The sequence below is a fragment of the Methylobacterium sp. GXF4 genome (genome assembly GCF_000272495.1).
Taxonomy (GTDB): domain Bacteria; phylum Pseudomonadota; class Alphaproteobacteria; order Rhizobiales; family Beijerinckiaceae; genus Methylobacterium; species Methylobacterium brachiatum.
In genome coordinates this window covers 119,001-135,527 of sequence record NZ_AKFK01000077.1, presented here as the reverse complement: position 1 = coordinate 135,527, position 16,527 = coordinate 119,001, and the positions used below count along the sequence as shown (strand labels likewise).

At 68.5% G+C, this 16,527-nt stretch carries 11 protein-coding genes and 1 pseudogene; 7 read left to right on the top strand and 5 right to left on the bottom strand.

The genetic code is table 11. The features are described 5' to 3' along the window. The 4 genes and pseudogenes from WYO_RS21710 to WYO_RS21695 all read left to right on the top strand — a co-directional run. Positions 1-1,091, top strand: a pseudogene (locus WYO_RS21710) (hypothetical protein); the annotation flags it as partial. 152 nt (positions 1,092-1,243) lie between these two features. Beyond that, positions 1,244-2,530 (top strand): oxalate/formate MFS antiporter, encoded by a 1,287-nt coding sequence (gene oxlT / locus WYO_RS21705; RefSeq protein WP_007566502.1) that lies wholly within the window; start codon positions 1,244-1,246, stop codon positions 2,528-2,530. Positions 2,531-2,752: 222 nt separating this feature from the next. After that, on the top strand, positions 2,753-4,498 hold the full coding sequence (gene oxc, locus WYO_RS21700; protein WP_007566500.1) for an oxalyl-CoA decarboxylase: 1,746 nt from the start codon (positions 2,753-2,755) through the stop codon (positions 4,496-4,498). A 379-nt stretch (positions 4,499-4,877) separates the two neighbouring features. Further along, positions 4,878-6,449 carry an ABC transporter substrate-binding protein gene (locus tag WYO_RS21695; RefSeq protein WP_007566498.1) on the top strand — a complete coding sequence of 524 codons (1,572 nt, stop codon included), beginning with the start codon at positions 4,878-4,880 and terminating at the stop codon, positions 6,447-6,449. 9 nt (positions 6,450-6,458) lie between these two features. Here the strand turns inward: WYO_RS21695 and WYO_RS21690 are convergent, their stop codons facing one another. From WYO_RS21690 to WYO_RS21680, 3 genes are all read right to left on the bottom strand, one after another. Beyond that, positions 6,459-7,634, bottom strand: a complete 1,176-nt coding sequence (locus tag WYO_RS21690; protein ID WP_007566495.1) for an HPP family protein — start codon at positions 7,632-7,634, stop codon at positions 6,459-6,461. A gap of 82 nt (positions 7,635-7,716) precedes the next feature. Then, positions 7,717-8,967 carry a formyl-CoA transferase gene (frc, locus tag WYO_RS21685; RefSeq protein WP_007566493.1) on the bottom strand — a complete coding sequence of 417 codons (1,251 nt, stop codon included), beginning with the start codon at positions 8,965-8,967 and terminating at the stop codon, positions 7,717-7,719. 57 nt (positions 8,968-9,024) lie between these two features. Continuing rightward, entirely contained in the window at positions 9,025-9,468 is a 444-nt protein-coding gene (locus WYO_RS21680; RefSeq protein ID WP_007566491.1) for a PAS domain S-box protein, read from the bottom strand. Between the two features lie 528 nt (positions 9,469-9,996). Between WYO_RS21680 and WYO_RS21675 the strand changes: the two genes are divergently transcribed. Both WYO_RS21675 and WYO_RS21670 read left to right on the top strand, forming a co-directional pair. Then, a complete protein-coding gene (locus tag WYO_RS21675; RefSeq protein WP_007566489.1) occupies positions 9,997-10,650 on the top strand; it encodes an ABC transporter ATP-binding protein in 654 nt (217 codons plus the stop codon). Positions 10,651-10,779: 129 nt separating this feature from the next. Beyond that, positions 10,780-12,021: a hypothetical protein gene (locus tag WYO_RS21670; protein WP_007566488.1), complete on the top strand. Its 1,242-nt coding sequence runs from the start codon at positions 10,780-10,782 to the stop codon at positions 12,019-12,021. 61 nt (positions 12,022-12,082) lie between these two features. Here WYO_RS21670 and WYO_RS21665 read toward each other — a convergent pair whose 3' ends face one another. Beyond that, complete coding sequence (locus WYO_RS21665; RefSeq protein WP_007566486.1) at positions 12,083-12,649, bottom strand: hypothetical protein; 567 nt, start codon at positions 12,647-12,649, stop codon at positions 12,083-12,085. A gap of 192 nt (positions 12,650-12,841) precedes the next feature. Between WYO_RS21665 and flhA the strand changes: the two genes are divergently transcribed. Then, complete coding sequence (gene flhA, locus WYO_RS21660) at positions 12,842-15,004, top strand: flagellar biosynthesis protein FlhA (protein ID WP_007566484.1); 2,163 nt, start codon at positions 12,842-12,844, stop codon at positions 15,002-15,004. Between the two features lie 320 nt (positions 15,005-15,324). On the opposite strand, the gene WYO_RS21655 is transcribed toward flhA, so the two are convergent. Further along, the gene (locus WYO_RS21655; protein ID WP_007566482.1) at positions 15,325-16,386 is read right to left on the bottom strand and encodes a lysylphosphatidylglycerol synthase domain-containing protein; all 1,062 of its coding nucleotides are present in this window, start codon (positions 16,384-16,386) and stop codon (positions 15,325-15,327) included. Between the last annotated feature and the right edge of the window lie 141 nt (positions 16,387-16,527).

The window sequence follows — 16,527 nt, the reverse complement described above, 5'->3', positions numbered from 1 at the left end:
ACGGCAGCCGCCGCATCGGCGAGCTGATCGAGCCCTGGATCGCCGCCGTGGTCGAGGCTCGGGGCTATCGGCGGCTCGCCCCGCAGGCCCATCCGGTGGTGATGAACGTTAAGGGCGCCTCAGCCTCGGGCAAGAGCACGATCCGGCCCTACCAGCTCGGGCTGGCCCGGCGGCTCGGGATGGCCTGGTCGGACTTCGCGGTGATCACCCCGGACGTCTGGCGCAAGTTTTTGCTCGACTACGACAGCCTCGGCCCGGCGACCCGGTATGCCGGCACGCTCACGGGCTACGAGGTCGAGATGATCGACATGAAGCTCGACCGCTACGTCACCCGCAAGGCGGCCGAGCGGCGGATCTCGAACCTGCTGATCGACCGGTTCCGGTTCGACAGCTTCCAGGCCGAGGCCGGCTCGGATGGCGGCGGCCAGTTGCTCACCCGGTTCGGCGAGCGGGTCTACATGCAGTTCATGGTGACGCCGCCGGCCGACACGGTGGAGCGCGCCTACAAGCGCGGCGAGCAGTTCGGCCGGTTCAAGGCGGTCGAGGACCTGCTGGCCCACAATGTCGAGGCCTATACCGGCATGCCGCGCCTGTTCTTCAACTGGGCGCTCGCCCGGGACAAGCAGGTGGTCTGCGAGTTCCTGGACAACAGCGTCCCGCAGGGGGAGCGCCCGCGCACCATCGCGTTCGGGGCCGGCGGGGTCCTCAACATCCTCGACGTGAAGGGGCTGATCGACATAGATCGGTTTCGCAAGGTCGACATCTTCGCCCACGGGCCCGACGAAGTCTTTCGCGGGGTCGACCTCGCGGCGGCGGCCAACACCAGCTTTCTGCGCGACTGCCTTCGCCGGATGGACGCGGTCCGGTTCGCCCGGGCCGAGACCGGCCGCGTTTTCGTCCGCCTCGATCGCGGGCGCGTCACCGGCCTCGATCGCGGGGTCCTGTCGGAGGTGGCGGATGATCCCGATTGGGAGGCAGCCCGCGCGGTGATCGGAATCTCCGAGGATGCCGCCGGGATACCGGAGATCGATGAGACGCTTGTCCCGGCGGACGAGCCGACGCTGGGAAGCTGGGGACCCAGCGCGACCTGATGGGCAGGCGGAACAATATTTCCGAGACTGACAGCGAACCGCCGCCGTCTCGGTCTGGTATATTGCATGCCTGAGCCGAATATGCATGATTGAGCCTGCACGAGACAGACGCGCCAGATCAAGGACGCGCCGCCCACCAGAGAGGCTCAGGGATGGAACGCCAGGATTCGCCGTCGGCGAAATGGTGGCAGCTCGCCTTCGGCGTGATCTGCATGGCCATGATCGCCAACCTGCAATACGGCTGGACGCTGTTCGTCGACCCCATCGATCAGCGCTACCACTGGGGGCGGGCGGCGATCCAGCTCGCCTTCACGTTGTTCGTCGCCACCGAGACCTGGCTCGTGCCGGTGGAGGCCTGGTTCGTGGACCGCTACGGCCCGAGCCTAGTGGTCGCCTTCGGCGGGGTGATGATCGCCCTGGCCTGGACGATCGACGCCTACGCGGACAGCCTCGCGCTGCTCTATCTCGGCGCGGTGGTCGGCGGCATCGGCGCCGGCTCGGTCTACGGCACCTGCGTCGGCAACGCGCTGAAGTGGTTCCCGCATCGCCGCGGCTTGGCCGCCGGCGCCACCGCGGCCGGCTTCGGTGCGGGCGCGGCGATCACCGTCGTGCCGATCGCCCGGATGATCGCCTCCAGCGGCTATCAGGACGCCTTCCTGTATTTCGGGATCGGCCAGGGCGCCATCGTGCTCGCCCTCGCCTTTCTGCTGCGCAAGCCGGCCACCATCGTGCCGATGCAGCGCAAGAGCCTGCGCCTGCCCCAGACGAAGATCGACCGCAGCCCCCGCGAGGCGGTGCGCACGCCGGTCTTCTGGGTGATGTACGCGATGTTCGTCATGGTCGCCTCCGGGGGCCTGATGGCGGCGGCGCAGATCGCCCCGATCGCCCAGGATTTTCACGTCGCCGGCGTGCCGGTCAGCCTGTTCGGCCTCCAGATGGCGGCGCTGACCCTGGCGATCTCCCTCGACCGGATCTTCGACGGGTTCGGCCGGCCGTTCTTCGGCTACGTCTCCGACAATATCGGCCGCGAGAACACGATGTTCATCGCGTTCTCGACGGCGGCCCTGGCGGTGATCGTGCTCCTGACCTACGGCCACCACCCGATGGTGTTCGTCTTCGCCACCGCGGTGTATTTCGGGGTGTTCGGCGAGATCTACTCCCTGTTTCCGGCGACCTGCGGGGACACGTTCGGGTCCAAATACGCCGCCAGCAATGCCGGCCTGCTCTACACCGCCAAGGGCACCGCCGCGTTCCTGGTGCCGTTCGCCAGCCTCCTGTCGGCGGCCTATGGGTGGTCGGCGGTGTTCTCACTGATCATCGGGCTCAACGTCGCCGCCGCCGCGCTCGCGATCTTCCTGCTGCGGCCGCTGCGCGCCCGCTACCTCGCCGAGGCCGAGCATCCCGCGGCGCTCGCCGCCCAGCCGATCCGGGCGGCCTGAACGGCCTTTGACATCACGCCGTCCCTCGAACGACGCTCGGCCTACACGGATCTCCTACCCTTCCCCTCATCCTGAGGCGACGAAGCGAAGCGGCGGCCTCGAAGGACGGCTCCTTCGAGGCCGCCGGCGCGGGCATCTCAGGATGAGGGCAGCGGGTCGGAGATCCTGACAGAAACCTCGAAAGCACCCCGTACCGACACTGAATTTCCGGGAGAAACAGCGATGACCGCTCTGGCAAAGATCGTCCACACCGCCCCCGAGATCGAGGCCGAGCCCGATCTCACCGACGGCTTCCACCTCGTCATCGACGCGCTCAAGCTCAACGGCATCGAGACGATCTACGGCGTCCCGGGCATCCCGATCACCGATCTCGGCCGCATGGCCCAGGCCGCGGGGATGCGGGTCGTGTCGTTCCGCCACGAGCAGCATGCCGGCAACGCCGCCGCGATCGCGGGCTTCCTCACCCAGAAGCCGGGCATCTGCCTCACGGTCTCGGCGCCGGGCTTCCTGAACGGCCTGACCGCGCTCGCCAACGCCACCACCAACTGCTTCCCGATGATCCTGATCTCGGGCTCGTCCGAGCGCGAGATCGTCGATCTCCAGCAGGGCGACTACGAGGAGATGGACCAGCTCGCCATCGCCAAGCCCCTGTGCAAGGCGGCCTTCCGGGTGCTGCACGCGGCCGATATCGGCATCGGCGTCGCCCGGGCGATCCGCGCGGCCTGCTCAGGCCGTCCCGGCGGCGTCTATCTCGACTTGCCGGCCAAGCTGTTCTCCCAGGTGATGGAGGCCGAGGCCGGCCAGAAGTCGCTGGTGAAGGTGATCGATCCGGCCCCGGCCCAGCGCCCCGCCCCCGAGGCGATCACCCGGGCCCTGGAGGTGCTGAAATCCGCCCGCCGGCCGCTGATCGTGCTCGGCAAGGGCGCGGCCTACGCCCAGGCCGACGACGCCATCCGCGCCCTCGTCGAGACCAGCGGCATCCCGTACGTGCCGATGAGCATGGCCAAGGGCCTGCTGCCCGACACTCACCCGCTCTCGGCCGGCGCCGCGCGCTCCACCGCGCTCAAGGATTCGGACGTCGTGCTGCTGATCGGCGCCCGGCTCAACTGGCTGCTGTCGCACGGCAAGGGCAAGAGCTGGGGCGAGCCGGGCTCGACCAAGTTCATCCAGATCGACATCGAGCCGCGCGAGATGGATTCGAACGTCGAGATCGTGGCCCCGGTGGTCGGCGACATCGCCTCCTGCGTCCAGGCGCTCCTCGACGGGATGGGCCAGGGCTGGCAGCAGCCCCCGGCCGACTGGATCGACACGCTCAAGACCAAGCGCGAGGCGAACATCGCCAAGATGGCGCCCAAGCTCATGAGCAACGCCTCGCCCATGACCTTCCACGCCGCGCTCGGCGCCCTGCGGACCATCGTGAAGGAGCGGCCCGACGCGATCCTGGTCAACGAGGGCGCCAACACCCTCGACCTCGCCCGGGGCATCATCGACATGTACCAGCCGCGCAAGCGCCTGGATGTCGGCACTTGGGGCATCATGGGCATCGGCATGGGCTTCGCCGTCGCCGCCGCGATCGAGACCGGCAAGCCGGTCCTGTGCGTGGAGGGCGACAGCGCCTTCGGCTTCTCGGGCATGGAAGTCGAGACGATCTGCCGGTACGGGCTGCCGGTCTGCATCGTCGTGTTCAACAACAACGGCATCTACCGCGGCACCGATTCCGACCCGACCGGGCGCGACCCGGCCACCACGGTGTTCGTCAAGGATTCCCGCTACGACAAGATGATGGAGGCCTTCGGCGGCGACGGCTACAACGTCACCTCGCCGGACGAGCTGACCCGGGCGGTCAACACCGCCATGGATTCCGGCCGGCCGTCGCTCATCAACGCCGTGATCGACCCGGCCGCCGGCAGCGAGAGCGGCAATATCGGCAGCCTCAACCCGCAGAGCGGGATCAAGAAGAAGGCGTGAGGCGCACGCCTCTCAGGGACGATGTGTTCTGCAGACGTTCGAGAGTGTCTTGAGCGTTGGACCATCCACCCTGTCATCCCGGGGCCGCGTAGCGGATCCCGGGATCCAGAAACGCAGGTGGAGCAAAGGTTTGCGCCGTCAGCGCATCTGGATTCCGGGCTCGCCTGCGGCGCCCCGGAATGACATTGTGGCCAGCGGCCGCCGCTCCTGAACAGTGTTTTTGGGGCCACGTCGCTTGAGGCATCGACAAGGGCCCGAGCCTCGTCCCCCCAGATAGCCAACAACCACCGGTCATCCTCCCGCGGATCCGGGCCGCCCGCCCTCCCCGTGGCCCGCCTCGTGCTAAGCTTCGGCGAACGCAGCGCAGGGGCGAGCCGACATGCTAACCAGACGATCCTTCGTGGCCCTGTCGGGCGCGGCGCTCGCCGCCCCGGCACTCGCCCAGGGCACGGCCTCCCGGGTGCTCAAGTTCATCCCGCAGGCCGACCTGACGGTGCTCGATCCGATCTGGACCACCGCCTACGTGACCCGCAACCACGGGCTCGCGGTGTTCGACACCCTGTACGGGACCGATGCCAGCTACGCCGCGCAGCCGCAGATGGTCGCCGGCCACGTCGTCGAGGATGACGGCAAGCTGTGGCGCATGACGCTGCGGCCCGGGCTGACCTTCCACGACGGCACGCCGGTGCTCGCCCGCGACTGCGTCGCCAGCATCAATCGCTGGGCCAAGCGCGACCCGATGGGCCAGACGCTCATGGCCTACACGGACGAACTCTCGGCCCCCGACGACCGGACCATCCAGTTCCGGCTGAAAAAGCCCTTCCCGCTCCTGCCGGACGCGCTGGGCAAGGTCGGCTCGCCGATCTGCGCGATCATGCCGGAACGCCTCGCCAAGACCGATGCGTTCACGCAGGTGACCGAGATGGTCGGCAGCGGCCCGTTCCGGTTCAAGGCCGACGAGCGGATGGTCGGCGCCCGGGTCGTCTACGAGCGCTTCGACAAATACGTCCCGCGCGAGGGCGGCGAACCGCAATGGACCTCGGGCCCCAAACGCGCCTTCCTCGACCGGGTCGAGTGGCACGTCATCCCCGATCAGGCCACCGCCGCCTCGGCAATGCAGACCGGCGAGATGGATTGGTGGGAGCAGCCGCCCTCCGACCTCGTGCCGACGCTGGGCAGCCTGAAGACCTCGATCAAGGACCCGACCGGGTTGATCGGCTGCCTGCGCATGAACCAGCTGCTGCCGCCCTTCGACAACCCGGCGATCCGGCAGGTGCTGCTGAAGGTGGTCGACCAGACCGACTTCATGCAGGCGGTGACCGGCGACGACCCGAAGCTGCGCCACGTGCCGGCCGGCTTCTTCTGTCCCGGCCTGCCGATGGCGAGCGAGGCCGGCCTCGACGTGCTGACGAGCAAGCGCGACTTCGACGCCGCCAAGAAGGCGCTGACGGCGGCCGGGTACAAGGGCGAGAAGGTGGTGCTGATGGGCGCCTCCGACTTTCCGAGCCTGAAGGCGCTAAGCGATGTCGCGGCCGACATGCTCACGCGGGCCGGCTTCAACGTCGATTATCAGGTCATGGACTGGGGTTCGGTGGTCCAGCGGCGGGCCAAGCGCGACCCGATCGCCCAGGGCGGCTGGAGCATCTTCTGCACCTTCTGGGCCGGGCTCGACCAGGCCAACCCGGCGGTCAGCGCCTTCCTGCGCGGGACCGGCGCGAGCGCCCCGGTCGGCTGGCCGACCAGCGAGAAGCTCGAGACGCTGCGCCAGGAATGGCTCGATGCTCCCGACACCGCCGCGCGCAAGACGCTCGCGGACGCCCTGCAGAAGCAGGCCTTCGCGGACGTGCCCTACCTGCCGCTCGGGCAGTATTTCAACCAGACCTCGTACAAGCCCTCGGTGGCCGGGGTGCTCGACGGCGTGCCGGTATTCTGGAACGTCAGGAAGGGTTGAGCGGGCGGGTCAGGCCGGCACGGCGTCCGCGGCCCTGCGGGCCCGCGCCGGACCGGCGGGCCCGGCATCGGCCATCAGCGCCGGGATCAGATCGGTCTGGGAGACGATCCCGACGAGCCGGCCATCCGGATCGACCACCGGCAGGTGATGGAGGGCCGCCTCCGCCATCCGGAGCACCAGCTCGGCCAGCGGCGTGTCCGGGGTGACGGGCTCGACCGCACTCATGATGTCGGCGGCGCAGCCATGGGGCGCCCGCCCGCGCTCCACGGTCAGCTGCAGGCGGCGGCCGAGGCCCAGCCGCGGGCCGCTCCGGTCCCATTCGGCCTTATCCAACAGGTCGGTCTGCGTGACGATCCCGAGCACCCGGGCGCGCTCGTCGGTGACCGGCAGGGCCTTGATCCGGTGGCGGCGCAGCAGGTGCAGCGCCTGCGCCAGGGAATCGTGCGGCGCGACCCCGATCACGTCGCGGGACATGATCGCCGCGCAGGTGGTCTGGCCCGGGCGGCGCCCATAGACCCGCATCTGCACCCGCCGCAGGATCTGCTCCAGGTCGCTGCGGTCGACGTCGAGCAGCTGGTCGAAATCCTCCAGCGCCGCATCGAGATCCGAGGCCAGGAAGCCCAGGCGGGACGCCGGCGCGCGGTCGTCGGTCCGCGGGCCGGCCGGGCGCAGGTGCGGATAGGCGCGGCCGGTGAGGTTGTTGAATAGCAGGGCCGCACTCAGCAGCAGCAGCGAATTGGCCGCCACGGGCCAGAGCACGAAGCCGTAGCCGAGTTCCCGGATCGCCGGGCCGCCGAGAACAGCCGTCAGGGCCACCGCCCCGCTCGGCGGGTGCAGGCAGCGCAGGGCCATCATCAGGGCGATCGCCAACCCGATGGCCACGGAGGCCGCTACGAACGGGTCCGGCACCCAGGTCGCGGCCGTGACGCCGACCAGGGCGGCCACGAGGTTGCCGCCGAGTATCGACCAGGGCTGCGCCAGGGGACTGGCCGGCACCGCAAAGAGCAGCACCGCCGAGGCGCCCATCGGGGCGATCAGGACCGGGGCGGCCTCCGGGCCGATCGCGGCGCGGCAGACCAGGCCGGTGGCCAGGATCCCCAGCAGGGCGCCGGCGGCCGAGCGGAGACGCTCGCGCTTGCTGACCGGCGTCAGCTCGGGAAGGAGGCGGCTCAGCAGTGATCGCATCGGATCCGCATCGTGCACATGAGTCGGGACGGCGCAGGGCGCGCCGTCCCGACTCAGATTAGCAGAGGTTCGGAGCCGCTTATCAGACGGCGCGGGCCTCGTGCATCGCCTGGATCTGCGCGGGGCTGTAGCCGAGGCCGGTCAGCACCTCGTCGGTGTGCTCGCCGAGCAGCGGCGAGGCCTTCACCTCGACGGTCATGTCGGAGAACTTGATCGGGCTGCCGACGGTCAGGTAGCTACCAAGCTTCGGATGCGACACCTCGACGACGGTGCCGCTGGCACGCAGGGACTTGTCCTCGGCGATCTCCTTCATCGACAGGACCGGCGCGCAGGGGATATCGTAGGTGCGCAGGATGTCCACCGCCTCGAACTTGGTCTTGTCGGCGAGCCATTCCTCGATAGTCTTGAAGATGTCGAAGATCTTGTCCTGCCGGGCCCGCGGGGTGTTGTAGGCGGGATCGGTGATCCAATCCTCGCGGCCGAGCACCTTGCAGATCGGCGCCCAGGCATGGCCCTGGATCGTGAAGTAGATGTAGGCGTTCGGGTCGGTCTCCCAGCCCTTGCACTTGAGCACCCAGCCGGGCTGGCCGCCGCCGCCGGCATTGCCGCCGCGGGGCACCACGTCCGAGAATTCCCCGTGCGGGTATTGCGGGTATTCCTCGAGATAGCCGAGCGCATCGAGGCGCTGCTGGTCGCGCAGCTTCACCCGGCAGAGGTTGATCACCGAATCCTGCATCGAGACGGCGACCTTCTGGCCGGTGCCGGTCTTGTTCTTCTGGTGCAGCGCCGTGAGGATGCCGATGGCGAGGTGCATGCCGGTGTTCGAATCACCGAGCGCGGCGGCGCTGACGGTCGGCGGCCCGTCCCAGAAGCCGGTGGTCGAGGCGGCGCCGCCGGCGCATTGGGCGACGTTCTCGTAGACCTTCAGGTCCTCGTAATGGTGCCCGTCGGAGAAGCCCTTCACTGAGGCCAGGATCATCCCGGGATTGAGTTCCTGGATGCGGGCCCAGGAGAAGCCCATCCGGTCCAGCGCCCCGGGGCCGAAATTCTCGACCATCACGTCGGAATCCTGGATCAGCTTCTCCAGCACCTCCTTGCCGGCCTGGGTCTTGGTGTCCAGCGTCAGCGAGCGCTTGTTGGAGTTGAGCATCGTGAAGTAGAGCGCGTCCGCATCCTCGACGTGGCGCAGCTGCGTGCGGGTCACGTCGCCCGCGCCCGGCCGCTCGACCTTGATCACGTCGGCGCCGAACCACGCCAGCAGCTGCGTGCAGGCGGGGCCGGCCTGAACGTGGGTGAAATCGATGATCTTGATCCCGTCCAACGGCTTGCTCATCTGGCGTTCTCCCTTGCGCGTTGAGGATTGCGGTCTTCGGACGGTCCCGGTTTCCGGTCAGGATCCGTTCGGAAGGGCTTCGAGTTCGGCCACCCGCTGGCGCAGGCGTTTCTCCTCGCTCCAGCGTTCGGTCTCGTCGCGGATCACCGCGACGATGCCGGTCACCCGGTCCGACGCGTCCCGGATCATCCCGACCGTGAAGGCGATGGAGAGCTGGCGACCGTCCTTGTGGATCGCCGGCACCCGCAGGGTCTCGGCCCCGTAGCGAGTGGTGCCGGTCCGCATGGTCTTGGCGTAGCCGTCCCAGTGGCGGCGGCGGTGGCGCTCCGGCGTGATCAGATCGAGGGTCTGCCCGAGGGCGTCCGCCGCGGTGAAGCCGAAGATCCGCTCGGCCGCCGGGTTCCAGACCGTGATCGCCCCCTCCGGATCGGCCACCACCACGGCGTCGCCGATGGCGGCGACGAGTCCCGTGAGATCGTCCCCGGCGGGGCGGTCCAGCATGGTGTCAGCGTCCGACACAGATGGCCCAGCGGCGATGTCGGGCGGCCGGGATGCAGGCTGTGTCGGGGGTAACGAAGCTCGGGTCCGTCATTGCGGTCTCCCTGCGATACGGCGCTAAAGTTCCGGTCGGCCCGGAGCTCGTCGCTGCGTCCCGCTGTGCGTCTTGGTATCTGGTATGCCAAATACCCTCGGACGTCAACCGCGGAGGCGCAAAACGGCATTTTGTTGCAAATCGGTTGTCACTCGGCGTGAGCCAGATCGCTGTCGGGAACAGGCCGCCGGGCAGCCCGGATCGACATCGCGAGCGCAGCCGGGTGAGCGCGCGATCCATCGCCTTCGAAACGGCGGGCTACCCTGGTTTGCTTCGCTGCGCTCGCAAGGGCGGTGAGGCTGAAGGCTTTCGCGCGAGCTCAGGAGCGCGGCCAGCGCAAGCCGGCCTTCTCAGATTCGCCGCTTTCCGGGGGCAGGAGCCGCGCAGCCAGACAGCACGGGCCGGCGTTTCGGCAATCCGCCCTGGAGACCACCCCGGTGATCCGTTTCGAGAAAGTCAGCAAGGTCTACCGCACCGACGGCCACAAGCGGACGATCCTGGAACAGGTATCGTTCACCCTGAAGCCCGGCATTTCCTACGGCATCCTCGGCATCAACGGCGCCGGCAAATCGACCACGATGCGGCTCATCGCCGGGACCGAGGATCCGACCCGGGGGCGGATCCATCGCGGCCTGCGGATCTCCTGGCCGCTGGGCTTCGCCGGCGGCTTCCATCCGAAGATGACCGGCCGCGACAACGTCATGTTCGTCGCCCGGATCTACGGCGAGGATCCGCGCCGCGTGCTCGACTTCGTGGAGGACTTCTCCGAGCTCGGCAGCTATCTCGACGTGCCGATCTACACGTATTCGTCCGGCATGGGCGCCCGGCTCGCCTTCGGCATGAGTATGGCGATCCCGTTCGACTGCTACCTGATCGACGAGATCACCTCCGTGGGTGACGCGCGATTCTCGAAGCGCTGCGACGAGGTCTTCTCCCAGCGGCGCAAGAACGCCGACATCATCATGGTCTCGCACTCGATGGAGACCATCCGCCAATGGTGTACGCAGGGCCTCGTGCTGCTCAACGGGCGGGCGATCATCTACGAGGACGTCAACGACGCGATCGAGGTCTATCGGCGCCTCAACGCCTAATGATCGCAGCCGCGAAGACATGCTTTTGCCGCCTCCCCGTGCGAGAGGCATCCGACGCGAGCGTTTCGGCGCGGTCGAGGGCCCGGTGACGGGCCGGCCGTCGAGTCCGGAGAGGCCGGGGATCAGGTCATGAATATGGAGATCCGGAAAGCCGAGGGGCAGCCGCTGACGACCGCGGACCGCCAGCAGGCGGTCACCGAATCGTTGCGGCAGATCGCCCGCATGTCGCGGTTCGTCGACCGCAAGAAGGGCATCCGGTCCTACCAGAGCCACGTCAAGAACGATCCCTGGATCCCGATCCTGTTCGTGATCTGCTTCGTGCTGCCGACCTTGGTCGGGGCGGTCTATTTCGGTCTGATCGCGTCCGACCGCTACGTCAGCGAGGCCCGGTTCGCGATTCGCCCGGCGCTCGGCACGGCCGACAAGGCGGCACCGGATTCGGTCGGCACTTCGTCGGGTGTCCCGAGCCAGATGGTGGCGCAGGACACGCTGATCACCAACGAATACATCCACAGCCGGCCGATGATCGAGGCGATCGAGGCGAAGCTGCCGATCCGCGCGTGGTTCAGCCGCGACAGCATCGACTATTTCTCGCGCTTCGACGCCGAGAAGCCGATCGAGAAGTTCCTCCGCTACTGGAAGCGGCGTGTCGGCGTCGACGTCGAATCCGGCTCCGGCATCATGTCGCTGACGGTCGAGGCCTTCGACCCCGACGAATCCCTCGCCATCGCGAAAGCCGTGATGACCGAGGCGGAGCGGATGGTGAACGACCTCAGCGTGAAGGCGCGCGAGGATGCGGTCGCCGAGAGCTCCCGCGAGCTGAAGATCGCCGAAGATCGCATGACCAAGATCCGCCTGGCGATGCGCGACCTGCGCAACCGCGAAGGCGTGCTCGATGCTCAGAAGTCGAACGAGGCGAACCTCAAGATCGTGTCCGAGCTGCGGGCGGCCCGCATCAACCTTGCGGTCCAGCTCGCCATCGGCCAGCGCGACCTCGGTCCGGAATCGCGCCGCATCATCGACATCAAGCAGCAGATCAAGGATCTCGACGAGAACATCGCCCGGATCGAGCGGCAATCGGCCAGCCAGGATCCGGAGCAGAAGCGCCTGCTCTCGGACGCGCTCACCCGGTTCGAGGCCCTCGAGAACGACCGCAAGAACGCCGAGAAGTACTACCAGCAGGTGCTGACCGCCCACGAGCGCGCCCGCATCGTCGCCGCCCGGCAGATCGAATTCTTCAGCCCGATCGTCGAGCCCGTGAAGGCGGAATCCTCGGTGGAGCCGCGGCGGATCCTGTTGATCAGCCTGGTGACCGCGGGCGCGGCCGTGCTGTTCGCCGCCTCGATGTTCGCCCGGAAGATGATGAACTGAGCCGGAGCGCCTTCGACGAAGCACTCTGCGCCGCCTCGAAGGATGCGGTGCTCGGCCCGGCTCAGCCGCGTACCGCCGCGCCGGTCCAGCCCTCGGCGCGCCAGCCTTCGGCCCGCTCGTCGAGATCGATCGAGCCGGCGCGATCGAGGATCGCCATCACCCGGTCGGCCTGGTGGTCCTCGGCCCGCACCGTCACGAGGGTCCCGCCCCGGCGCACGCCCTCGGCATAGGTCTCGGCCTCACCCTCGGTGAGTCCGGCGCCCGTGAGGCCGCCGATCAGCCCGCCCGCCGCGGCGCCGACGCCCGCGCCCGTCACGGCCGCGATCAGCCAGCCCGCCGCGACCACCGGCCCGAGGCCGGGAATCGCCAGCAGCCCGAGCCCCGCCAGCAATCCGGCGCCGCCCCCGAGCACCGTGCCGACGGTCGCGCCCGTCCCGGCGGCGTCCACCGGATCGACCACGTCGGGCTTCGGATCGCCGAAGGGTTGATCCCGGGGCGTATCCGATCCCGCCCGGTTCGCCAGGATGCTGATATCGGCATGGGGCACGCCCGCGGCCTCCAGCTGGTCGACCACGCCGGCGGCGGTGTCGTACTCGTCGAACAGGGCGGTCAGGACACGGGCGGCCATGCGGGATCCCTCGATCGGTGGGCTGCCGCCCGGTTGCGCGACGACGATGCCGCGGCGGGACAAGCGGCTGAAGCCATGCGGGTTCCGCCCACGCCGGCCCGGTTCTTAACGGCGCGCTAACCATCCGCTCGGCAGATCTTGCCGGGTCCGCCCCCGGGATTCCCCCGGGCGGACGGCGATGGATCGAGAACGATGGCGGAGACGGCGAGCGCGCCGGCCAGGGGCGGGGCGATGGGCGGGGCCGCCTCGGTCCTGAGTCAGCTCGCGCTGCCGACCCGCGGCGACCTCCACGCGCTGTCCAAGCGCTCGGACCTCATGTTCGCCACGGGCGTCATGGGCATCCTGGCGGTCCTGATCTTCCCGCTGCCGGCGGTGCTGCTCGACCTGCTGCTGGCGGTCTCGATCATCACCTCGGTGCTGATCATGATGACCGGCCTGTCGATCGACAACCCGCTGGAATTCACCGTCTTCCCGACGCTGCTGCTCATCGCCACGATGCTGCGGCTGGCGCTGAACCTCGCCTCGACCCGCCTGATCCTGGGCCATGGCCACGAGGGCACGGCGGCGGCCGGCCACGTCATCGAGGCCTTCGGCAACTTCGTGATGGGCGGCAACTTCGTCATCGGGATCATCGTGTTCGCGATCCTGATCATCGTGAACTTCGTGGTCATCACGAAGGGCTCGGGCCGCATCGCCGAGGTCGCGGCCCGCTTCACCCTCGACGCGATGCCCGGCAAGCAGATGGCGATCGATGCCGACCTGTCGGCCGGCCTGATCGACGAGAAGGTCGCCAAGGCCCGCCGCGCCGCCCTGGAGGAGGAATCCTCGTTCTTCGGCGCCATGGACGGCGCCTCGAAATTCGTCCGCGGCGACGCGGTCGCCGCCCTGCTGATCACCTTCATCAACGTGGTCGGCGGCATCGTCATCGGGGTGGCGCAGCAGGGCATGAGCTTCGGCGACGCCGCCAAGAGCTACACCCTGCTCACCATCGGCGACGGGCTGGCGAGCCAGGTCCCGGCCCTGATCGTCTCGACCGCGGCCGGCATCCTGGTCTCGAAGGCGGGTGTGCGCGGCTCGGCCGACAAGGCGCTCGGCAAGCAGCTCGCGCATTACCCCAAGGCGCTCGGCATGTCGGCGGCCGTGATGTTCCTGATCGCGCTCCTGCCCGGCATGCCGATGCTGCCGTTCCTGCTGCTCGGCGGCGGGGCCGGCTACGCCGCCTGGCGCACCAACAAGACCGCCAAGGAGGCCCCGCCGCTGGACGCGCAGGGCGCGCCGATGGACGCCAAGGCAGTCGCGGCCGCCGCGACCGCCGCCAAGGAGGAGACCGTCACCGACCTGCTCAAGCTCGACGACCTCAAGCTCGAGATGGGCTACGCGCTCCTCGCCCTGGTCAACGGCGAGGGCCAGGACCGGCTCACCGACCAGATCAAGGCCCTGCGCCGCCAGCTCGCGGCCGAACTCGGCTTCGTCATGCCGTCGGTGCGGATCCTCGACAACGTCCAGCTCAACGCCAATTCCTACGTGGTCCGGGTCAAGGAGATCGAGGCCGGCACGGGCCGGATCTTCCCGGGCCAGTTCATGGCCATGGATCCGATGGGCGGCCAGGTCCAGCTGCCCGGCCAGCACATGCTGGAGCCGACCTTCGGCCTTCCCGCCACATGGATCGACGCGTCCCTGCGCGACCAGGCGCAGCTCAAGGGCTACACGGTGGTGGATGCCGCCACCGTGGTCTCGACCCACCTCACCGAGGTGATCAAGGCCCATGTCTCCGAGCTCCTCAACCATGTCGAGGTCTCAAAGCTGCTGCGCGAGCTGCCCAAGGAGCATGCCGAGCTGCTCAAGGAGATCGTGCCCTCGCAGATCTCGACCACCGGCGTGCAGCGCGTGCTGCAGTTCCTGCTCTCCGAGCGCGTGTCGATCCGCGATCTCGGGGCGATCGTCGAGGGGATCGCGGAAGTCGCCGGCGCGGTGAAGAACCCGCGCGACGTGGTCGAGCATGTCCGCGCCCGGCTCGGCCGGCAGATCTGCGCCCAGTACCAGGACCAGAACAGCACCCTGCCGATCATCACCCTGTCGCCGGCCTGGGAGCAGGCCTTCATGGAGTCGATCGTCGGCGAGCGCGAGGAGCGCTACCTCGCGATGCAGCCCTCGAAGCTCAGCGAGTTCGTCACCGCGGTCCGCGACCGTTTCGAGGCCGCCGCCCGTCAGGGCGAGATGCCGGTGCTGGTCACCTCGGCCCAGTCCCGGCCGTTCGTGCGCTCGATCATCGAGCGCTTCCGCCGCGAAACCCCGGTGATGAGCCAGGCCGAGATCCACCCGCGGGCGCGGCTACGCACGGTGGGATCGATCTGAGGGGCGGTGTCGCTCGTTTGTGCAGGGCAAGCGTAATAGGCGAGACGCGTCTCACAAGGGTCGGGGCGTTGGGCTGACATGAAAGCACACGCCCTGTCATTCCGGGGCCGCGAAGCGGAGCCCGGAATCCAGAAACACTGTTGCGTCAGGACCTTGCGCCGTCGGCGGCTCTGGATTCCGGGATCGCCTGCGGCGCCCCGGAATGACAGCGTGGATTATCTGGCAGCAGTCAGATCGTCGGTTGAAGAGGCACGCCGAACAATCGCGAGTTTTTGGCTGCAGACGTTCTGCCGTGCGATGTCCCGGCTAGTCTTTCCGTCTCAGACCGCCTTCTGCTTCAGCTCGCGCTCCAGCTCGTGCGCGTCGAGCCCCGGTACGACCACCGGCGGCTCCGGCACGGTCGAGGGGACCGCGGCGGGCGCCGCGATGGCGGCGGCGAGGCGCGAGCGCTCGAACAGCACCACCACGATCACCGAGATCAGCGCCGGGATCCAGAAGTAGAAGATCCGGAAGATGATCACCGCCGCGATGATCGCGTCCTTCTGGGCGTCGTCGGTGATGTGCATCGCCGTGATGAACACGATCTCGAACACGCCGAGGCCGCCCGGGGCGTGCGAGGCGAGCGCCACCGAGAACGAGGCGAGGAAGATCGCGAGGACCGGGATGAAGCCTGGGTTCATCGCCTCCGGCAGGGCGAAGTAGATGATGCCCGCGGCACCCAGCAGCTCCAGCGGCGCCGCCAGCAGCTGGCGCGCCATGATGCCGGGCCGGGGATATTCGAGCTTGAACGAGCGGATATGCAGCGGCCGCAGGCGCAGGATCGAGCCGAGCACGTAGAGCGCCACGAAGCCCAGCATGCAGAAGCCGACGACCAGCGCCGTCTTCGGATCGGTCAGGAAGCCCGGGAGCTTGCCCTCGAGGCGCGTCAACAGGTTCGGGTCCACCACCAGGGTGAAGCCGCCGAGCAGGACCGTGCCGAGGAAGAACGTGAAGGAGCACAGGGCCACCAGCACGGCGACCTGGGCGGCCGAGAGGCCCTTGGCCGTGTAGGCCCGGTAGCGCACCAGGGCGCCGGAGAAGACCGAGGCGCCGATATTGTGCGACAGCGCGTAGGTGGTGAAGGAGCAGAGCGAGACGAACAGCCACGAGATGTGGCGCACGCCCAGATGCAGCAGGGCGATCCGGTCGTACCAGGCGAGCGCCGCGTAGGCCACGAGGGTCGAGATCGCAGCCAGCAGGATGCGATGCGGAGGGATCGCCAGGATCGCGGACCAGATCGCCGCCAGCGATGTGGTCTTCAGCTCTTGGTAGAGAAAGTAGCCCGATACCACGACCGCTGCGAGGCCGATCAACGGCCAGATGAACTCGCTGAGCTTCTTCATGTACACCGACGCCCCGGGGAGAGCCCCTGATGCGCCGCCATGCAATGCGCCGCAAGCGGATCGAGGCCATCGCGATCCCCCTTGTCAGGTGATCGTGACGGTTTCGTGCCGCGTTGCCGGCACATCACACACGGACTCGGC

Excerpts from the sequence above, each read along its gene's own strand:
- oxc (WP_007566500.1), top strand. The coding sequence starts at position 2,753 with ATGACCGCTCTGGCAAAGATCGTCCACACCGCCCCCGAGATCGAGGCC.
- frc (WP_007566493.1), bottom strand. The coding sequence starts at position 8,967 with ATGAGCAAGCCGTTGGACGGGATCAAGATCATCGATTTCACCCACGTT.
- oxlT (WP_007566502.1), top strand. The coding sequence starts at position 1,244 with ATGGAACGCCAGGATTCGCCGTCGGCGAAATGGTGGCAGCTCGCCTTC.
- WYO_RS21655 (WP_007566482.1), bottom strand. The coding sequence starts at position 16,386 with ATGAAGAAGCTCAGCGAGTTCATCTGGCCGTTGATCGGCCTCGCAGCG.
- WYO_RS21665 (WP_007566486.1), bottom strand. The coding sequence starts at position 12,649 with ATGGCCGCCCGTGTCCTGACCGCCCTGTTCGACGAGTACGACACCGCC.
- WYO_RS21680 (WP_007566491.1), bottom strand. The coding sequence starts at position 9,468 with ATGCTGGACCGCCCCGCCGGGGACGATCTCACGGGACTCGTCGCCGCC.
- WYO_RS21695 (WP_007566498.1), top strand. The coding sequence starts at position 4,878 with ATGCTAACCAGACGATCCTTCGTGGCCCTGTCGGGCGCGGCGCTCGCC.
- WYO_RS21690 (WP_007566495.1), bottom strand. The coding sequence starts at position 7,634 with ATGCGATCACTGCTGAGCCGCCTCCTTCCCGAGCTGACGCCGGTCAGC.
- WYO_RS21670 (WP_007566488.1), top strand. The coding sequence starts at position 10,780 with ATGAATATGGAGATCCGGAAAGCCGAGGGGCAGCCGCTGACGACCGCG.
- flhA (WP_007566484.1), top strand. The coding sequence starts at position 12,842 with ATGGCGGAGACGGCGAGCGCGCCGGCCAGGGGCGGGGCGATGGGCGGG.